Genomic DNA, 18,434 nt, shown 5'->3' with positions numbered 1-18,434 from the left:
CTTCGTTTTGATAGCCAACGCCATTTATTTTATCATCTTTTACCTTATCATGAAATCTTTTTAAGCCATGCAAAATTTGAATTGGATCGATTGGATCGTCTTAACTATAACGCTTTTAGTGATCGTTATTTATGGTACATGGCAAACCAGAGGCAGTAAAAATGTACAGGACTATTTAAAAGGAGGCAATACGTCCAAATGGTGGACTATTGGCCTGTCCGTTATGGCAACACAGGCCAGTGCTATTACTTTTTTGTCAACGCCAGGACAAGCTTTTAATGACGGCATGGGCTTTGTTCAATTCTATTTTGGACTCCCTTTTGCCATGGTGATTATCTGTTTGGTATTTATTCCTCTTTACCATCGGCTTAAAGTATATACCGCCTATGAATTCCTAGAAAATCGATTCGATCTAAAAACACGGACTCTGGCTGCTATTTTATTCTTGATTCAACGCGGATTGGCTGCTGGAATTACCATATTTGCCCCTGCAATAATTTTATCGGTAGTATTAGGGTGGGATTTGCTAACCCTAAACATCATTATAGGTGTATTGGTAATTATATATACAGTATCAGGAGGCACGAGAGCAGTAAACGTAACCCAAAAACATCAAATGGTTGTTATTTTTATAGGGATGCTCGTGGCTTTCTTTATTATTGTTAGCAAGTTGCCCCAAGATATAACGTTTAACAAAGCACTGCACATTGCTGGAGCCAGTGACAAAATGAATATCTTGGATTTCTCGTTCGATCTAAACAATCGCTATACATTCTGGAGTGGTATTATTGGCGGCACCTTTTTAATGCTTTCCTATTTTGGTACAGACCAAAGTCAGGTGCAACGCTATTTATCGGGTAAATCAGTCAAAGAAATGCAATTAGGTTTAATCTTTAACGGACTTCTAAAAGTTCCAATGCAATTCTTCATTTTATTGGTTGGGGTCATGGTATTTGTCTTCTATCAATTTAACAAGGCGCCTGTTAACTTTAACCCTACGGCTTCCGAACTTATTTTAAATTCTGAATTTGCCGAGGACTACAAAGCCCTTGAGTTAGAACAAGAAAAACTTTTCGACACGAAACAGATCCTCATAAGGTCATTTGCTAATTCGAAAGATGCAAACACCCAAGTTCAAATTTCTGCAGCTAATGAAGCTCAAAATAAGATTAGAAATGAAGCGAGATCGTTAATAGATAAAGCAGCTGAAAAACAACAAATAAAAGTTGAAAGCAATGATAAAGATTATGTCTTTATTCATTTTATATTAAACAACCTACCGCGTGGTCTTATTGGTCTTTTGTTAGCCGTTATTTTAAGTGCAGCCATGTCCAGTACCTCCAGTGAATTGAATGCCTTAGGATCGACCACAACCATAGACTTATACAAGCGTAATACCAGTGAAAAAACGGAAACAGAAATGGTCCGTGCCTCAAAATGGTTTACATTTGGCTGGGGTATCATTGCCATTGGTGTTGCCTGTATTGCAAATTTAGCCGAAAACCTTATTCAATTGGTCAATATTATAGGCTCCATTTTTTACGGGAATGTTTTAGGCATCTTTTTAATTGCTTTTTTCTTTAAATCGGTACGAGCAAACGCTGTATTCGTTAGTGCCTTAATAACACAGGCTATCGTAATTATCCTGTTCTTCTTAAATGAATACAACTATATAAACTTGCCTTTTTTATGGTTAAACTTTGTAGGCTGTGCCATTGTCATTGCTTTATCCCTATTGGCTTCGTTTAAAACCTTAGGCAACAGAGACAAAATCATTCAAATACTAATTACTTTTATTCTAGCTTACTTTGGCTATATTGTTTTATGATCCATTAGATTGCATACAAAGAATAAATCTTAAACTTTAATAGAGTCAAACCAGCAGCCTATACTCTTTTCAAGACTGCAATAAAAGATTCAATTAATTATTGATCTAATAGTAGCACTCTTACTTTACTTTCATCAAAACCTCTGACAATATTAACCACTAACCTAAAATGTAACATACTTATTACTTAAAGTAAATTTTACTTGTCTATAAGTAAAAATTATTTTACATTTGATTTATCAATTTTAAACGAACTTTTATGAAAACAAATTTTTTATTACCATACAAATATAAAAAGTATGGGGGCATACTTTTTATACTAGGAATAATCTTTGGTATAATACTTCAAATCACTGATTCGGATCAAGAAATCTTTGATTTTGATTTTATTACAGATTTTGGATACAATTTCCTTGATGAAGTAATTTCAATACTAATAATTTTAGGCGGTCTTATTCTAGGATTTTCAAAAGAAAAAATTGAAGATGAATTTATTTATAAATTGCGGAAAGATTCCTTAGTATGGGCAATTATTTTTAATTATACCATACTTTTATTTGCAATAGTATTTTTTTATGACGGCAATTTTTTTAGCGTAATGATATATAATATGTTTACACCGTTAATTTTCTTCATTATACGTTTTAACTTCTTGAAACTTAAATTAAGAAGCCATGAAGAATAATATAAAAGTACAGCGTGCTATTCACGATATGACCCAAGCCGATCTGGCCGAAAAAATAGGCGTAAGTAGGCAAACCATTAACGCTATGGAAAAGAATAAATATGTGCCTTCTACAGTGCTATCCCTCAAAATAGCTAGGCTTTTTAAAAAGCCTGTTGAGGAGATTTTTTTCTTGGAAGACATAGACTAATAAACAAAAACCCCCGCCAAATATTTAATTTAACGGGGGTTGAAATAATGTTTCTATTGAATCTTTACAAAGCGCCCCATTCTTTCAGGGAATCTTTGTTCATTTTTATATAATCGGCATTACCAGCTTCTTCAGCACCTGCTAGGGATTTTTTAGCTGTAGCTATTGCTGCCTTCTTATCTCCAGCTTTTGCATAAATTAGAGATTGTTGCCTAAAGTGCCAAAAGGCTGGTTTTTCAATCATAGACATGGCTTTATCTATCCACTCTTTAGCTTGATTAATGTCTTTACCTTCTCGCGAATAATATACCGCTGCAGCATAATAATCATTAGCAGAAGGGCCATTCATAACCTTGTTTATAGAGGCCGTTACAGTTTTATCTGTTGGCACTTCAAAAGGTACTCCTACATATACATTTTCCCATAACATACCTAAAACAGCTGAACCGCTACTTAAGTCATCGAATGTCATAGTAAACGTCTCAACTTTCATGGGCATCTCATAAATTTGGGCTGTTGCCTTTACCGCAACTTTTGAATCGTCCCATTCTTGGGGTGTTCCCCAGTTATTGGTATCACTGTAAAATATTACGTCCCATGATGTTTTTCCTGGTTTTGTAAAAATGGCATAAGAACCCGCTTTAAGCGTCTTTCCTGCAATTTTCACTTCATCACTGAAGGTAATCATTGTATTTTTGTTAGCTCCCGTACGCCAAAGTTTATCATACGGTACTAAATCCCCAAAAATAGTACGCCCTCGCATAGAAGGTCTTGAGTATTCCAGAACAACATCCGTAAGTCCTACTTTTTGCTCTATTTTAGCTGATGGGCTAGGCGGTGGTGTGTCTATTTGAGCATTTACCGAATACATTAAAGCAAATGCCATTACACTTAATAATAATTTCTTCATCTTGGATCTGAATTAGTTAATGTTTTTAATTGATATAAAAATACGTATTCCTAAATTTCTAAATTGTTAACAAAAGCTTAAATTAAGAGATTGTATATTTGCCGTGTTTATTAACCGTGAAGTTTTGAATAGGATTAAACAATTAAAACGCGATAAAATTAAATCCATGGGAGGAACAATTGTAACGAGTGCCTGCCTGTAGACAGAGTTACATGGTTCTTAAATTTTTAATGTGAGAGCGTAGCGATTGCATACGTTCTCAATTTTTATAATTACAATAAAATCAATTAATTACTAAAATTTAAACGTGTGAAAAAGTATTACGCCGAAATGATAGGTACATTTGCAATGGTATTTTGTGGCTGTGGCGCTATGACCATAAATGAAATAACCAGCGGCAGCATTTCCCATGTTGGGGTTGCTATTACTTGGGGACTTATTGTTATGTCAATGATCTACGCCTTTGGAGAAATTTCTGGCGCACATTTTAACCCTGCTGTATCTATTGGCTTTGCTTTTGCAAAAAAATTTTCATGGCAACAGGTTCCTAAATATGTACTATCGCAAGCAATTGGAGCCATTACGGCTTGTCTATTCTTATCATTTTTATTTCCTGAAAGCCAGTTTTTAGGAGAAACCACCCCTGCTAGCGACTTTCCCCCATACAAAGCTGCTGTTTTAGAATTTCTGTTAACCTTTTTTCTTATGGTAGTTATTATTAATGTGTCTACCGGTAGTAAGGAAATTGGAACAATGGCTGCAATTGCTGTTGGCGGTGTTATTCTTTTGGAAGCCATGTTTGCTGGGCCTATGACCAAAGCCTCTATGAACCCCATTCGCTCTATAGCGCCTGCCCTGTTTACCGGGAATTTTCAATACCTTTGGTTATATATTTGCGCACCTATACTAGGAGCGCTTACAGCTGTATCTAGCTGTAAATTGGTTAAGGATAACAATTGTTGTTAAAAAAACGTGTTCCTAAAAACTCTCTTTTAATAGCTATAACATTCTATGATACAAAAAATAAAGAAAACCATTTTAACAAACTCATAATTACCTGGTTTTCTATTAAAGAAACGTTAATAAAACTAACAGACTATTAATTTTTACTTAAAACAAACTTGAAAAAACAGTCTATTTTTATATATTTTATTACATTGTGGCTTGATAGCACTTTTAAAGTGTTTACATAAGCCATTTTTTAATCTTATTTAAGGTATTTATGACAATTATTGACAAAGCAATAGCATTTGAACAACGCAAACATACATTTAAAACCACTAGTGAACGTATTGAATCCTCTAGAGAAGTTAAAGAGCTTATTTTAAGTTTAAACAAAATTTACAAAAAAGATAAAGATCCTGAAATCATGGATTTAATGAAACGCTTAACGGTTATTAAACAAAAGATAGAAAAGCGTCTAAAAGGTAGACCGTAGTGATGAGGTATAAATAAAACTGAACTTAATTTTAGATTATAAAACATTATGAATTTATTCTTGCTTCCATGTATCGTTTTATCCATATTTACATCTCCAATTTCCAAAAAGGCGTCTCCTGAACCCAATGAGCCTATTTACGAGATTAAAATCAATTCTTTAACAGGGGACCTAATTGATTTATCGGCTTTCAAAGGCAAATATATTCTGTTTGTAAATGTAGCCTCTAAATGTGGTTTTACCGGTCAGTATAAAGAATTACAGAAGCTTTATGATACTTACCAAGACAAATTAATGATTATTGGAGTTCCCTGTAACCAATTTGGTAATCAAGAGCCTGGATCTGCTGAAGAAATACAAACCTTCTGCTCACAAAATTATGGCGTTACATTTTTAATGACCGAAAAAATAGACGTAAAGGGCGAAAATCAGCATCCTCTATATCAATGGCTTACGCAAAAAGCCAAAAATGGAAAATCTAGTTCTACAGTAAAATGGAACTTTCAAAAGTATTTGATCAGTAGTGATGGACAACTTGTAGATTACTTTTTCTCAGCTACCACACCTTTAAGTGACAACATTACCAAACACTTGAAATAACCCATAAAACTACACTTTAAAGTGAGATTATGGCAATAGTTTAGAATGGAGCGGTTTGACACTTTCTCTATTTTATATCCAGTAATAAATGCTTTTCAATAGCCATGAAAGACCCTATTAATATATTTTGGTTTCGTCGTGACTTACGCCTGGATGACAATGTGGGTTTATTCCATGCCTTAAATAGTAACAATCCAGTACTACCCATATTTATTTTTGACCCCAATATATTAGAGCATTTACCCACTACCAATGCGCGTGTTACGTTTATTTATAACACATTAACAAATATCAATTATAAACTTCAAAAGGCGGGTTGCTGTAAAATAGCTATGTATCATGATACACCAATTAACATTTTTAAACAGCTTGCTACGCCTTACAGCATAGCTACTGTTTTTACTAATCATGATTACGAGCCTTATGCTCAAGAACGAGATACAGAAGTAAAAGACTTCCTGAAAAGCAAAGGAATAGCCTTTAAAACCTTTAAGGATCATGTAATTTATGAAAAAAATGAAATCGTTAAGCACGATGGTACTCCATACCTAGTTTACACGCCTTACATGAAAAGCTGGAAGGCTAAATTTAAATTACAAGAGTTAAAACACTACGCATCCAAAGCGATCATTTCAAACTTTATTCTAGAGCCTCGACCACAGCATTTAAGTTTAGCAGACATTGGGTTTAAGAAGTCATCACAAAAAGTAAAAGATTACATCTTAACTCCCAGTCTAATTAAAAGCTATGAAAGCACACGTAACTTCCCGGCCAAAGATGCTACATCCAAACTAGGTCCTCATCTTCGCTTTGGAACAGTGAGCATTAGAGAAGTTATACGTAACGCTATTACTGAAAAAAATGAAACATTTTTGCAAGAACTTATATGGCGTGAGTTTTTTATACAAATCCTATGGCATTTTCCACATACACAAACTAAAAGTTTCAAGCCTCAGTACGATCGTATTGTATGGCGAAACAATGAAAATGAATTTAAAGCGTGGTGTGAAGGCAAAACAGGATATCCTCTAGTAGATGCTGGTATGCGTCAATTGAACAAAACAGGGTTTATGCACAATCGAGTACGCATGTTAGTTGGTAGTTTTTTATGCAAACATTTGCTTATCGATTGGCGCTGGGGTGAGGCATATTTTGCGGAAAAACTCCACGATTATGAAATGGCTAGCAATATAGGTAATTGGCAATGGGTTGCCGGTTGCGGTGTAGATGCTGCACCTTACTTCCGAATTTTTAACCCTACAACCCAAATTGAAAAATTTGATAAAAACCTAGAATACATTAAACAATGGGTGCCAGACTTTCAAGAAGACACCTATCCTAAACCTATTGTCGATCATAAAACAGCTAGAGAACGCTGTTTAAGCGTTTATAAAAAAGCTATTAACCGATAACGTCTATTTATTGGATGAATTTCGAGTAATTAGGTTCGATTCTAGGACAACCGATTTCCCTTTAGTTATCAACGACCTATCTTTTATCTGCTCCAATAGCAGATTAACTGCCAACTTGCCAATTTCAAACCCAGGCTGATCAATGGTTGTAAGAGATGGTTCTATTACTCTGGAAATGGGCTCATTACTAAAACCTACAATGGCAATATCTTCTGGAATCCGTACACTATGTTGTTTTAAACATTTTATTGCACCTATAGCCGCCACATCGTTTGCCGAAAAGATACCATCAACATCCATATTATTGCTAATAATCTCCTTTGCACACTCAAAACCATCGTGTTCCATTAACCGCGATGTGAATACTAGATCATCTCTAAAAACAATACCGTTATTTTCTAAAGCCGCCTTATATCCTTCAAATCGCTTTTTATAAATCTCTAATGCTTGAGGTCCTGAAAAGTGTACGATATTTTTACATCCTTTATCGATTAAGTGCTGCGTTGCATCAAAACCGCCTTTAAAATCATCTATTAGCACATTGCTATTTCCGGGTATATCACAATGTCTATCAAAAAAAACTAATGGAATATTACTGCCTTTTAAAGTCTGTAAATGGTCATAGTCTAAAGTTTCCATGGAAATAGACATTAATACACCATCTACCCTATTAGCTAATAAGGTTTCTACTATTTTTTTTTCTCTTTCTAACTGTTCTAGAGACTGACATATAATAACATTATAACCTGCTTGATATGCGGTCTCTTCTATACCTTGAATAGCTGAAGAAAAGAAATGCCGTGATATCCTTGGCACTATTACCCCAATCGTATATGTTACATTTTTACGTAAATTGGACGCTAGCACATTACGTTGATAACCCAATTCTTCTGCCTTAGCTAAAATTTTATCCTTTGTTTTCTGGGTAACACGCGGACTGTCATTAAGGGCTCTGGAAACTGTTGAACTGTCAATTTCTAGTGCCTTAGCTATATCATGAATGGTTGTTTTACTCGCTTTCATTGAAAATCGTGCTACGTGGTTTCAAAAATACACATTTGTTTTAATCAAAAGAATTCCTCGAGGATAGTTCGTTTCAAGAAATTCTTTATTTCAAATAATGTTCACTTTTTTTAAAATCACCCTTCCCTTGCTATAAGCAAAGAGCAGAGTTCGTTATCATAACTCCAAAATATGATTAGCAGTTAGCATAAGATCACTATTTCGTAAGCTGTTAATATTTCACAAACCTTAATTCAAATTTTTACTCCTATACAGTGCTTCCAAAAAATAATAGTCGGCATAATTCAATGGCACATCAACCTCTACTTTATGAGGTAAACTACCTACTGAATGCTTTAACAAGAAACCTTTATTGCTTCCTGCTTCTGCAAAATACTTTGGAGAGCTTAGGCTTAACATGATCTTATTTGCAAAATCCAGGTAATCACTTTTTCTTTTAGTTACATAAGTACTTAATTCATACAATGCAGAAGCTGTTATTGCTGCTGCCGAGGCATCTCTTGGTGTTTCACCTGTTTTAGGAACATTGTAATCCCAATACGGTACAGCATCATCTGGCAACTCTGGATTGTTTTTAATAAAGTCTGCAATTCTCAAAGCCTGTTCCAAATATTTAGTATCCTTTGTTTCCCTATAACAAAGCGTAAATCCATACAGCCCCCAAGCTTGTCCTCTTGCCCAAGCAGAGTTGTCTGCATACCCCTGATGGGTATATTTTCCTAAAACCTTACCAGTTGTTGTGTCGTAATTTAACACATGAAATGAGCTATTGTCTTCTCTAAAGTGATTCCTTAACGTTGTATCAGCATGAGAAACTGCTATGTTATAATAAGTAGAATCACCTGAAATGCGTGTCGCATGGAACAATAATTCCAAGTTCATCATATTATCAATAATTACCGGGCAGTTCCATTTTTTAGAAGCATTCCAGGATTGTATAATACCTGCGTTGGGTCTAAATCGCGCCGAAAGTGATTTAGCTGTTTGTACAATCACAGCATCAAATAACTTTGAAGGCACTGCTTTTAAGGCATTTCCATAACTACATTCCATAATAAACCCAACATCATGATTACCTTCCCAATACTGAATGGTATCTAATTTTTGAGTGTATAGTAAAGCGCGCTCTTTCCAATTTTCATCTTGCGTAAGTTGATATAAATACCATAAAGCACCAGGGTAAAAGCCACTGGTCCAATCATAACTTGAAACCAATCGAAGTTGTTCCTCCGCTACGGTCCGTGGCATGTAATTTTTGTCGGCTATACTAGAATAGGCTATACTGTTTAATTCTGAATACTGAGCTTCTGATTTCCTAACAATATCCTCCCTTACTTTAGATAATTTTTTTGTATGCGTTGCACATCCCGTACTTAAGAAAGCTAAGATTAACAAAACGGAAGCTAAACAAATGTTTTTCATGGATTTAATAGTTTAAATAACGTCATTAATAAATGTTGAATATTTCCTTATCGTAACATGAGTCCTCTTTAAGAATTAGTATGTCTCTTCTATTTCTATCAGAATTTTGTGTCGAGAAGCACTTTGAATCTATAATTCTTCTAGCATTCAATAGCACTACTTAGCGTAGTCAAAGTACGCCAAATCACAGATCTGGTACACTTACTAACAAAAATTTCTTATCCAAGACTCATGTTATCTTAATAATATTCACTCTATGATAGGTAACAAATATAGCAAATTAAAACAATAATACAATCGATTGTATTATTTTAAATGATATCTAATTGCGAAATTGTTAAATACTTACGGCAAACTTTTACGATAATTATAATTAGTTTAGAGCATAAAAAATTTTGAGCAAATTTGAACCATTTTTAAGGAAACGGAAAAAATCAAAATGAGTTCGCTATCTAAAGGCTTAAAACAGCTGTCTTTCTGAATTAATCTCAAAAGCCCATAATAATTATTGCTAATCATTATGAAAACCCAAAGCGCGCTCAGGTTGACAAAAACTTTACCTTTAGGTAGTCTATTTTTATAGTATAACGTGTCTACTTTGAGGCAAACAGTTTTACATCGGTTTCACTAACTTCGTTTCCTCCTAGTATAATTAAACGTTCTACAACATTACGTAGTTCTCTAATATTTCCCGTCCAATCGTAGTCCTGAAGCATCTTAATAGCATCGTTTGAAAACGATTTTTTAGCTGTGCCCTGCTCATTTGCAATCTTCTCAGAAAAATAATTGATAAGTAATGGAATGTCTTCCCGCCTATCATTTAAGGGTGGTACTTGAATTAAAATAACGGCTAGCCTATGGTACAGATCCTCTCGGAATCGTCCAGCTTCAATTTCCTTTTTTAAATCTTTATTGGTAGCAGCTATAATACGAACATCAACTTTTATATCCTTATCACTTCCAACCCTTTGAATTCTATTCTCCTGTAGCGCTCTTAGTACTTTAGCCTGTGCTGGCAAACTCATGTCTCCAATTTCATCTAAAAAAATAGTCCCTCCGTTAGCAGCCTCAAACTTACCTGCACGATCTTTATTAGCACTAGTAAAAGCCCCTTTAACATGGCCAAACAATTCACTTTCTATAAGTTCGCTTGGTATGGCCGCACAATTAACTTCTATCATAGGCCCCTTAGAACGCTCACTTTTTTGATGCAACCAATGGGACACCAACTCCTTACCGGTTCCGTTTGGGCCCGTAATCAACACTCTTGCGTCGGTTTGTGCTACCTTTTCAATAATATCCTTAATATGGGTGATTGCATCACTTGCTCCAATCATTTCGAAATTCTTGCTAACTTTCTTTTTTAGCAGTTTATTTTCTACGACCAGTTCCTTTTTGTCCAATGCATTGCGGACAGTATTGAGGAGTCTATTCAAATCTGGTGGCTTCGAGATATAATCGAATGCCCCCAAGCGCATTGTATTCACAGCTGTGTCCAAATCGCCATGACCCGAAATCATCACAATAGGTATTTCAGGTTTTATTTTCTTAACTGCTTCCAAAACCTCAACCCCATCCATTTTAGGCATTTTAATATCGCAAAGCACTAAATCATAATCATCATTCTTTATTTTTTCAACCCCCTCTAAACCATCTTGGGCCTCTTCAAGCTGATAACTGTCACTTTCTTCAGAAAGTATCTTGATGAGCACCCTTCTAATGGCAGCTTCGTCCTCAATTACTAATATTCTTTTAGGCATAATTTATTTGTTTATTATATGTATATCGCGCTGTGGGAATGGTATCGTTATATTGTTTTCCCTAAATAACCTGTCTATTTCAAAACGGATATCACTTTGCGGTATGCGCGCATTAAAACTATCGCTTAGTGAAAATATTACTTTAAAGTTAAGAGCACTATCACCAAAATCGGTAAACTGAACCATAACTTCGGGATGTTTTAATACCTTAGGGTGTGAGCTTGCTGCTTGAATCAATAACTTTTTTACTAGCTGTACATCACTCCCATAGGCCACTCCAACGGTAACTGCTTCCCTAGTTGTAGATCCATTTTGCGTCCAGTTGTATAAGGTATTTGTTAAATATAAATGATTAGGAATAATTAATACTTTATTGTCCATCGTAACCGCTCTGGTAGTACGCAGCTTAATTTCTTCTACCCTTCCTACTTTTCCTTCCAACTCAATAATGTCACCAACATGAACTGTTTGATCTACTAGGATAAAAATACCAGAAATGATATCTTGGAATAAGGTTTGCAAAGCCAGACCAACACCTATTAATAAGGCTGCTGAAGCCGCAAATATGGCGGTTACGTTTATGCCTGCCGAATCAAAAACAATAAGCATTATAATAAGGTAAATTAGCCATCTGCCAAAAGAAAAAACAGTATTAAACTTTGCTTTGTCTTCATCTGGCATTTTTCTTGTAAACATCTTTTTTAGCCATCTTAGAATATAGGTTGTAGCAAGCAACACAATAGCCACAAGAAGAACATATTTTATCTTAAGCTCTATATGTGTGGCATCTTCACCTGTTCCATAAGTAAAATCTATAAGCCTGAACTCTAAAAAATTTACGATCTTTTCCCAGATTGAACTTTCTTTTATGGTTTCTTTTATTGTTTCTTCTATTTTTTCTAAATCTTGATTCATCTTAGTATTTTATCCACTTAATTAATTCTTTATAACTAGGCTTTTTTCCATACATTAAAATGCCTACCCGATAAATTTTAGCTGCAAACCAAACTGTAAACATAAACGTAGCAACTAATAACAATAATGATACCAACTGTTGCCACAACGGCACCCCAAACGGTATACGCATAAGCATTACAACAGGCGATGTAAATGGTATAAAAGAAAAAACCACTGACACCGTACCATGGGGATCTTCAATAACCGTAAAAAGTCCTATATAAACTGCCAATATTAAAGGCACTAAAACCGGAAACACAAACTGTTGCGTATCTGTTTCATTATCTACAGCCGAACCTATGGCTGCATACAAAGAGCTATATAATAAGTATCCTGCTGCAAAAAACAAAATAAACGCTATTACCAAGTTAACAATTGGCAAATGATTAAAAGCCATGATAAAATCCTGAACCTGCATATGCAACTCTGGATTTACCGAAGCTTGCTTTATCATTTCCTCTTGTTGCATTTGCATACTTGAAACATCTATTCCCATGGTTGTGGTTATAATAGTCATTAACACGCCACCAATGCACATCCAAACAACAAATTGTGTTATCCCTGCTAAAGATGTCCCAATAATCTTTCCTAGCATTAATTGTACAGGCTTTACAGACGAAATAATAACTTCAATAACCCGCGTTGTTTTTTCTTCAATAACACTGCGCATTATCATATTACCGTAAATGATTATAAACATAAACAATAAATAGCCAATGGCACCTCCAAAAATTAACTTTACAACACTGTCTATTTTTGAGGTCTTCTCGCCTTTAAAACTTTCTTGGGCAATATTCACAGGGGTTTTTGAAGCATTAATCATAGCTACATCCACACCATTATTTTCAAGTTTAATTTCTGTAAGCTTCTTCTCCAACGTACTTTCCATTTCCGAAATTAGGGTTAACGATGGCGCCTCTTCAGAATAAAATTTAATATGGTTGGACAGTGCATTTACATCATTTACCTTTTCGATATGTAATAGTCCATATGACGATGCCTCCTCTACTAAGGATTTAGCAGCTCCTAAAGACATAGTATCTAAAATACGATACTTAATCTTTTCTGAATCTTTAAAGGCATCCTGAATCAAACCCGATTCGTCAAGAATGGAAATACGACGTACTTTATCATTATTCAATTGTGACAAATATGCAACAACCCCAAAAAGCACAATCATAATGATTGGACTTAAGATGGTCATTACTATAAATGATTTGTTCTTAACTTTAGTTAGATATTCGCGTTTTATAATGAGCGGTAAATGATTCATAGATTTAGTTATTCGTTACGGTTTGAATAAAAATATCGTTTACACTGGGGATCAATTCCACAAAATGGGACACCTCCCCCCTAGAGGTTAAAAATGAAAGCAATTCACTTGGTGTTTCAGTTTCTGCAATCTTTATGTTCAATTTCAACTCATTATCCAAAGTCTTAAAATTCGCTGGTGAAACATTAAACTTCTGAGACAACTCGTGTTTCAGTCCACTGTTATCTGCGGCCTTGATTCCTACCTCAAAAGTATTTATTTTATACTGCCGCTTGATATCTATTAGCTTACCATCAAGAATTTTATTGGATTTATTAATAAGCGCTATGTCATCACATAACTCCTCAACAGATTCCATTCTATGGGTCGAAAAAATAACAGTTGCCCCATCATCACGTAAACGCAAAATTTCATCTTTAATTAAATTGGCATTTATAGGGTCGAATCCAGAAAAAGGTTCATCAAAAATCAAAAGTTTGGGTTGGTGCAAAACAGTAACAACAAACTGTATTTTTTGAGCCATCCCTTTCGACAGTTCTTGAATTCTCTTATGCCACCAATCGCCTATATCCAAACGTTCAAACCAATATTTTAAACGGGCTTTAGCTTCGGCCTTACTTAAGCCTTTTAACTGTGCCAAATATAAAGCCTGCTCTCCTACTTTCATCGATTTATAGAGTCCGCGCTCTTCTGGCAAATATCCTATGTCCTTAATATGATTGCTATTTAACAGATCGCCATCCAATCGCACCGTTCCCGTATCAGGCATCGTTATTTGGTTAATAATCCTTATAAGTGTGGTTTTACCTGCTCCATTAGGTCCTAATAGCCCGAATATACTTCCTTTAGGAACGGTAATGGACACTTCATTTAATGCTCTAAAATCACCAAATTTCTTAGAAACCTTATTAACCTCCAATAAGTTACTCATTCGTTTTATAATTGACTTGTTGTTGGTAAATATATTAAATTAATATCCTTGGCTACAACTAATATGCTTTAAGAAATAAAACACAAAAACTATAATTGGCATAAAAACAAAACCCACCCTTAAAATAAACTTTAAGGATGGGAAAAAAATTGCTATGAAAAAGAAAAATTACCACTAATGTTAATTAGTGATACTTCAAATATAGTTTTTTTTTATCAAAAACAGGATAAACTGCCCCGTAACTTTCTCAAAAAAAATCAAATAAAGACCTGTTTTTCTTATGTGCTCTATGAGAACATATCTTTTACTTTTTCAAAAAACGACTTATCCGAACTTTCCGGTTTGGGTTGAAAATGTTCATCGTTCTGCATGGTTTCAAAAAAGTCCTTTTGCTGTTTGCTCAATGTTCTAGGTGTCCAAACATTAACATGAACTAAAAGATCGCCTCTCCCGTAGCCATTAATACTCGGGATTCCTTTTCCCCGTAGGCGCAAAATTTTTCCAGACTGCATGCCTGCTTCAATTTTTATACGCACTTTCCCTGTTACGGTGTCAATCTCTTTTGAAGTACCTAAAACCGCATCTGGATAACTTATATATAAATCGTAATGCAAATTATCACCTTCACGCTGGAGCTTATCGTGTTCTACTTCTTCTATCGCTACCAAAAGATCTCCTGAAACACCATTTCCAGGGGCTTCGTTTCCTTTACCAGAAACCTTTAATTGCATACCATCAACTACGCCTGCTGGAATTTTAATGGATACGGTCTCTTCAATTACTTTTAAACCTTGTAAATCTGCATCCGAAGGCTTTTTATCAAGGATTTGTCCCGCTCCACCACAAACATTACAAGGAGTAGCTGTTTGCATTCTACCTAAAATCGTATTGGTTATACGCGTTACTTGTCCGGTACCGTGACAGGTTGTACATGTTTTATAAGTAGTTCCGGGTGCTTGAATTTTACGTTTTACCTTAATTTTTTTCTCAACGCCATTAGCAATTTCCTCTAAGGTTAATTTTACGCGAATACGTAGATTACTCCCTTTAACTCGACGCTGGCCACCGCCACCGCCAAATCCTGAAAATCCGCCACCAAATGCACCTCCGAAGATATCTCCAAACTGACTGAATATATCGTCCATATTCATGCTGCCGCCGCCAAAACCACCGCCGCCTTCAAAGGCTTGGTGACCAAACTGATCGTAGCGTGCTTTTTTATCGGCATTACTTAATACCTCGTAAGCTTCGGCTGCTTCTTTAAAATTTGCTTCAGCCTCTTTGTCATTCGGATTTTTATCTGGATGGTACTGAATTGCTTTTTTTCTGTATGCCTTTTTTATCTCAGCATCCGTAGCACCTTTACTAACTCCTAATACTTCGTAATAATCTCTTTTAGCCATGTCTCTGGTTTATTGTCCGATAACAACCTTTGGAAAACGAATCACTTTATCTCCTAAAATATACCCTTTTTCTACTACGTCAATAATCTTTCCTTTTAAATCTTCACTTGGGGCAGGTATTTGCGTGATCGCTTCGTGGTTATCTGCATTAAAAGCATCACCCTGCTTAACATCTATCACAGAAAGTCCCTTTTGCTCCAAAGTTGCTTTTAGCTTATTATTGATAAGCTCTACCCCTTTTAAGAGTTCTTTTTCTTCTGTCTTGGATATCTCAGAATAAGCCCTATCAAAATCATCAAGAATAGGCAGCATTGCAACCATAACATCCTGACTAGCAGTTTTAAACAAATCTATACGCTCTTTGGAAGTACGCTTTTTATAATTTTCGAATTCGGCAAACAAGCGTAAAAATTTATCCTTCTCCTGCTTTAATTCAATCTCAAGCTTCTCCTCTTTTGTAAGCGTTTCTACTTCTTGCTCTTCAACTTCAACAGTTTCATTTTCAATACTGTCCATTTGTTCTTTTTCTATGTCGTTTGTTTTTTTTGTTTTGCTCATTGTCGTATCTAAAATTTTCACAAATACTAAAATTAGTTGGCAAAAGTACTGCCATTATTATAAAAATGCCATAATGTCACAAAATATTTTATACAATTTGTTTAACATTTCTTTAATTTTTTATGGAAACAATTTATTGTAGATTTACAATTAAACATTAAAACGATCCAAAATGAAAAAAAGAATCATAACACTCTTTACTATTTCTGCTATAGCAGTATCGGTTATTGCATGTAAAAGCAAAACCAAAGAAGACAACATAGCTCAAGTGGAAACCGTTGCTAAAGCATCAGAAGCTTCTGAAAAGTACACTGCCGATGTGACTGCCTCATCTATTACTTGGACCGGATACAAACCCACTGGTTCCCATACAGGTACCGTAAAACTAAAACAGGGAGCATTAACATTAAAAAACGGGCATATAGAAAGCGGTAAATTTAGCATTGACATGGCTTCCATTAAAGACTCTGAAAGTAACGCCCGATTAGAAAAACATTTAAAAAGCGCCGATTTTTTTGATGTTGAAAACCACCCAAACGCGACCTTCGAAATTACAGAGGTAAGTAAAAATGAAGGGGAAACTATGATTTCTGGAAACCTAACAGTAAAAAACATTACAAACAAAGTAGCTTTTCCTGTTAGTATAACAAACAATAACAACAGTGTAACATTAACCAGTGACACCTTTAAAATTGACCGATCTAAATGGGAAATTAAGTTTAAGTCCAAATCATTTTTCACAAACCTAGGCGATAAGTTTATTAATGATGATATCGATTTAAAAATTAGCGTTACGGCTACAAAATAAAGTAGGTAAAATAGAACAATAAAGGCTGCCTGAAAAGTGATTTATTTTGTCATTCAGAGCGGAGCGAAGAATCTTAACACATTAAAAAACTAGTGTTTTTATATTTTAAGAGATTCTTCATTTCATTCAGGATGACACTTTTCAGGCAGCCTCTTTTATTTTATAATACTAGAGTATGCTATTTCAAATAGTCCAGCACATTGGTTTCAATACGCGATTGAATATTGGAAACATCAGCTTTTTCAAAAGTTTCGCCTGTAATGTTCTCATATAATTCGATATAGCGTTCAGAAACACTTTCAATATATTCGTCACTCATTTCAGGTACAACCTGACCCTCTAGGCCTTGAAAGTTATTACTAATTAACCATTGACGCACAAACTCCTTTGAAAGTTGTTTTTGTGCTTCACCTCTTTCCTGACGCTCTTGATAACCATCTGCATAAAAATATCGAGAAGAATCCGGCGTATGTATTTCATCAATCAATACAATTTTACCATCCTTTGTTTTTCCAAATTCGTATTTAGTATCAACTAGAATAAGACCTCTACTCGCTGCAATCTCACTTCCCCTTTTAAAGAGTTTACGTGTATAATCTTCAAGTACAATATAATCAGCTTCCGAAACAATACCGCGTTTTAAAATGTCTCCCCGGGAAATGTCCTCGTCATGATCTCCTTTTTCTGCTTTCGTTGCAGGAGTTATAATGGGTTCTGGAAACTTATCGTTTTCCTTCATCCCTTCTGGCATTTCCACACCACAAAGCAAACGTTTTCCAGCCTTGTATTCACGGGCTGCATGCCCCGACATATAACCTCGAATCACCATTTCTACCTTAAAAGGTTCGCATAAATGTCCTACAGCAACATTTGGATCTGGCGTAGCCAATAACCAATTGGGAACCAAATCTTCGGTAGCTTTCATCATCTTTGTTGCTATCTGATTTAAAATCTGGCCTTTGTAGGGTATCCCTTTTGGCATAACAACATCGAAGGCCGATAACCTATCGGTAGCAACCATTACCAAAACATCGTCATTAATATTATAAACCTCTCTTACCTTCCCTTTATATACACTCTTTTGATTAGGAAAATTGAAATTGGTATCAATTATTGTATTACTCATTTCTTACTGTTTATTCTTTTATGAGTTTATTTATTAAACTTTTTATAATGAACTCTTCTTGACTTTTTCCAATTGGTTAAAAATTGCCCTTTTGAGCCTGCTTTTCGTCA

The 18,434-nt window shown here is 35.0% G+C and carries 18 protein-coding genes; 8 read left to right on the top strand and 10 right to left on the bottom strand.

Going from position 1 to position 18,434, the window contains the following annotated elements; genetic code table 11:
- Positions 1-67: 67 nt before the first annotated feature.
- The 3 genes from JF259_RS03125 to JF259_RS03115 all read left to right on the top strand — a co-directional run bounded on the left by JF259_RS03125 (position 68) and on the right by JF259_RS03115 (position 2,703).
- Positions 68-1,828 carry a sodium:solute symporter gene (locus JF259_RS03125; RefSeq protein ID WP_199113240.1) on the top strand — a complete coding sequence of 587 codons (1,761 nt, stop codon included), beginning with the start codon at positions 68-70 and terminating at the stop codon, positions 1,826-1,828.
- Positions 1,829-2,087: 259 nt separating this feature from the next.
- Positions 2,088-2,513 (top strand): hypothetical protein, encoded by a 426-nt coding sequence (locus tag JF259_RS03120; protein WP_199113238.1) that lies wholly within the window; start codon positions 2,088-2,090, stop codon positions 2,511-2,513.
- On the top strand, positions 2,503-2,703 hold the full coding sequence (locus JF259_RS03115) for a helix-turn-helix transcriptional regulator (RefSeq protein ID WP_199113236.1): 201 nt from the start codon (positions 2,503-2,505) through the stop codon (positions 2,701-2,703). The genes JF259_RS03120 and JF259_RS03115 overlap by 11 nt, the downstream gene beginning before the upstream one ends.
- 64 nt (positions 2,704-2,767) lie before the next feature.
- On the opposite strand, the gene JF259_RS03110 is transcribed toward JF259_RS03115, so the two are convergent.
- On the bottom strand, positions 2,768-3,613 hold the full coding sequence (locus JF259_RS03110; RefSeq protein ID WP_199113234.1) for a DUF2911 domain-containing protein: 846 nt from the start codon (positions 3,611-3,613) through the stop codon (positions 2,768-2,770).
- A 309-nt stretch (positions 3,614-3,922) separates the two neighbouring features.
- Between JF259_RS03110 and JF259_RS03105 the strand changes: the two genes are divergently transcribed.
- From JF259_RS03105 to JF259_RS03090, 4 genes are all read left to right on the top strand, one after another.
- Positions 3,923-4,579 (top strand): MIP/aquaporin family protein, encoded by a 657-nt coding sequence (locus JF259_RS03105; protein WP_199113232.1) that lies wholly within the window; start codon positions 3,923-3,925, stop codon positions 4,577-4,579.
- A gap of 256 nt (positions 4,580-4,835) precedes the next feature.
- Complete coding sequence (locus JF259_RS03100) at positions 4,836-5,051, top strand: hypothetical protein (protein ID WP_199113230.1); 216 nt, start codon at positions 4,836-4,838, stop codon at positions 5,049-5,051.
- A gap of 48 nt (positions 5,052-5,099) precedes the next feature.
- Positions 5,100-5,651 carry a glutathione peroxidase gene (locus tag JF259_RS03095; RefSeq protein ID WP_199113228.1) on the top strand — a complete coding sequence of 184 codons (552 nt, stop codon included), beginning with the start codon at positions 5,100-5,102 and terminating at the stop codon, positions 5,649-5,651.
- A gap of 104 nt (positions 5,652-5,755) precedes the next feature.
- The gene (locus JF259_RS03090) at positions 5,756-7,063 is read left to right on the top strand and encodes a cryptochrome/photolyase family protein (protein WP_199113226.1); all 1,308 of its coding nucleotides are present in this window, start codon (positions 5,756-5,758) and stop codon (positions 7,061-7,063) included.
- A 3-nt stretch (positions 7,064-7,066) separates the two neighbouring features.
- Here the strand turns inward: JF259_RS03090 and JF259_RS03085 are convergent, their stop codons facing one another.
- From JF259_RS03085 to JF259_RS03050, 8 genes are all read right to left on the bottom strand, one after another.
- Positions 7,067-8,086, bottom strand: a complete 1,020-nt coding sequence (locus tag JF259_RS03085; protein ID WP_199113224.1) for a LacI family DNA-binding transcriptional regulator — start codon at positions 8,084-8,086, stop codon at positions 7,067-7,069.
- 228 nt (positions 8,087-8,314) lie between these two features.
- Positions 8,315-9,508 (bottom strand): glycoside hydrolase family 88 protein, encoded by a 1,194-nt coding sequence (locus JF259_RS03080; protein ID WP_199113222.1) that lies wholly within the window; start codon positions 9,506-9,508, stop codon positions 8,315-8,317.
- 593 nt (positions 9,509-10,101) lie between these two features.
- Entirely contained in the window at positions 10,102-11,268 is a 1,167-nt protein-coding gene (locus tag JF259_RS03075) for a sigma-54-dependent transcriptional regulator (RefSeq protein WP_199113220.1), read from the bottom strand.
- Between the two features lie 3 nt (positions 11,269-11,271).
- The gene (locus JF259_RS03070; protein WP_199113218.1) at positions 11,272-12,183 is read right to left on the bottom strand and encodes a mechanosensitive ion channel family protein; all 912 of its coding nucleotides are present in this window, start codon (positions 12,181-12,183) and stop codon (positions 11,272-11,274) included.
- A gap of 1 nt (position 12,184) precedes the next feature.
- Positions 12,185-13,498, bottom strand: coding sequence for an ABC transporter permease (locus JF259_RS03065; RefSeq protein ID WP_199113216.1), 1,314 nt, complete (start codon positions 13,496-13,498; stop codon positions 12,185-12,187).
- Between the two features lie 4 nt (positions 13,499-13,502).
- Complete coding sequence (locus JF259_RS03060; RefSeq protein WP_199113214.1) at positions 13,503-14,429, bottom strand: ABC transporter ATP-binding protein; 927 nt, start codon at positions 14,427-14,429, stop codon at positions 13,503-13,505.
- 287 nt (positions 14,430-14,716) lie between these two features.
- Positions 14,717-15,832 (bottom strand): molecular chaperone DnaJ, encoded by a 1,116-nt coding sequence (dnaJ, locus tag JF259_RS03055; RefSeq protein ID WP_199113207.1) that lies wholly within the window; start codon positions 15,830-15,832, stop codon positions 14,717-14,719.
- A gap of 9 nt (positions 15,833-15,841) precedes the next feature.
- A complete protein-coding gene (locus JF259_RS03050) occupies positions 15,842-16,390 on the bottom strand; it encodes a nucleotide exchange factor GrpE (RefSeq protein WP_199113205.1) in 549 nt (182 codons plus the stop codon).
- Between the two features lie 172 nt (positions 16,391-16,562).
- Here JF259_RS03050 and JF259_RS03045 point away from each other — a divergent pair, with 172 nt between their 5' ends.
- On the top strand, positions 16,563-17,198 hold the full coding sequence (locus tag JF259_RS03045; protein WP_199113203.1) for a YceI family protein: 636 nt from the start codon (positions 16,563-16,565) through the stop codon (positions 17,196-17,198).
- Positions 17,199-17,376: 178 nt separating this feature from the next.
- Here the strand turns inward: JF259_RS03045 and JF259_RS03040 are convergent, their stop codons facing one another.
- Positions 17,377-18,324: a phosphoribosylaminoimidazolesuccinocarboxamide synthase gene (locus tag JF259_RS03040; RefSeq protein ID WP_199113201.1), complete on the bottom strand. Its 948-nt coding sequence runs from the start codon at positions 18,322-18,324 to the stop codon at positions 17,377-17,379.
- Positions 18,325-18,434: the final 110 nt, after the last annotated feature.

The sequence above is a fragment of the Snuella sedimenti genome, assembly GCF_016428595.1.
In the GTDB taxonomy this organism is placed as follows: Bacteria; Bacteroidota; Bacteroidia; order Flavobacteriales; family Flavobacteriaceae; genus Snuella; species Snuella sedimenti.
Note: the sequence above shows the minus strand (reverse complement) of the source record. Positions and strands in the feature narration are given on the sequence as shown.

Excerpts from the sequence above, each read along its gene's own strand:
- JF259_RS03110 (WP_199113234.1), bottom strand. The coding sequence starts at position 3,613 with ATGAAGAAATTATTATTAAGTGTAATGGCATTTGCTTTAATGTATTCG.
- JF259_RS03045 (WP_199113203.1), top strand. The coding sequence starts at position 16,563 with ATGAAAAAAAGAATCATAACACTCTTTACTATTTCTGCTATAGCAGTA.
- JF259_RS03065 (WP_199113216.1), bottom strand. The coding sequence starts at position 13,498 with ATGAATCATTTACCGCTCATTATAAAACGCGAATATCTAACTAAAGTT.
- JF259_RS03050 (WP_199113205.1), bottom strand. The coding sequence starts at position 16,390 with ATGAGCAAAACAAAAAAAACAAACGACATAGAAAAAGAACAAATGGAC.
- JF259_RS03125 (WP_199113240.1), top strand. The coding sequence starts at position 68 with ATGCAAAATTTGAATTGGATCGATTGGATCGTCTTAACTATAACGCTT.
- JF259_RS03070 (WP_199113218.1), bottom strand. The coding sequence starts at position 12,183 with ATGAATCAAGATTTAGAAAAAATAGAAGAAACAATAAAAGAAACCATA.
- JF259_RS03060 (WP_199113214.1), bottom strand. The coding sequence starts at position 14,429 with ATGAGTAACTTATTGGAGGTTAATAAGGTTTCTAAGAAATTTGGTGAT.
- JF259_RS03115 (WP_199113236.1), top strand. The coding sequence starts at position 2,503 with ATGAAGAATAATATAAAAGTACAGCGTGCTATTCACGATATGACCCAA.
- dnaJ (WP_199113207.1), bottom strand. The coding sequence starts at position 15,832 with ATGGCTAAAAGAGATTATTACGAAGTATTAGGAGTTAGTAAAGGTGCT.
- JF259_RS03090 (WP_199113226.1), top strand. The coding sequence starts at position 5,756 with ATGAAAGACCCTATTAATATATTTTGGTTTCGTCGTGACTTACGCCTG.
- JF259_RS03120 (WP_199113238.1), top strand. The coding sequence starts at position 2,088 with ATGAAAACAAATTTTTTATTACCATACAAATATAAAAAGTATGGGGGC.
- JF259_RS03080 (WP_199113222.1), bottom strand. The coding sequence starts at position 9,508 with ATGAAAAACATTTGTTTAGCTTCCGTTTTGTTAATCTTAGCTTTCTTA.
- JF259_RS03040 (WP_199113201.1), bottom strand. The coding sequence starts at position 18,324 with ATGAGTAATACAATAATTGATACCAATTTCAATTTTCCTAATCAAAAG.
- JF259_RS03100 (WP_199113230.1), top strand. The coding sequence starts at position 4,836 with ATGACAATTATTGACAAAGCAATAGCATTTGAACAACGCAAACATACA.
- JF259_RS03095 (WP_199113228.1), top strand. The coding sequence starts at position 5,100 with ATGAATTTATTCTTGCTTCCATGTATCGTTTTATCCATATTTACATCT.
- JF259_RS03085 (WP_199113224.1), bottom strand. The coding sequence starts at position 8,086 with ATGAAAGCGAGTAAAACAACCATTCATGATATAGCTAAGGCACTAGAA.
- JF259_RS03075 (WP_199113220.1), bottom strand. The coding sequence starts at position 11,268 with ATGCCTAAAAGAATATTAGTAATTGAGGACGAAGCTGCCATTAGAAGG.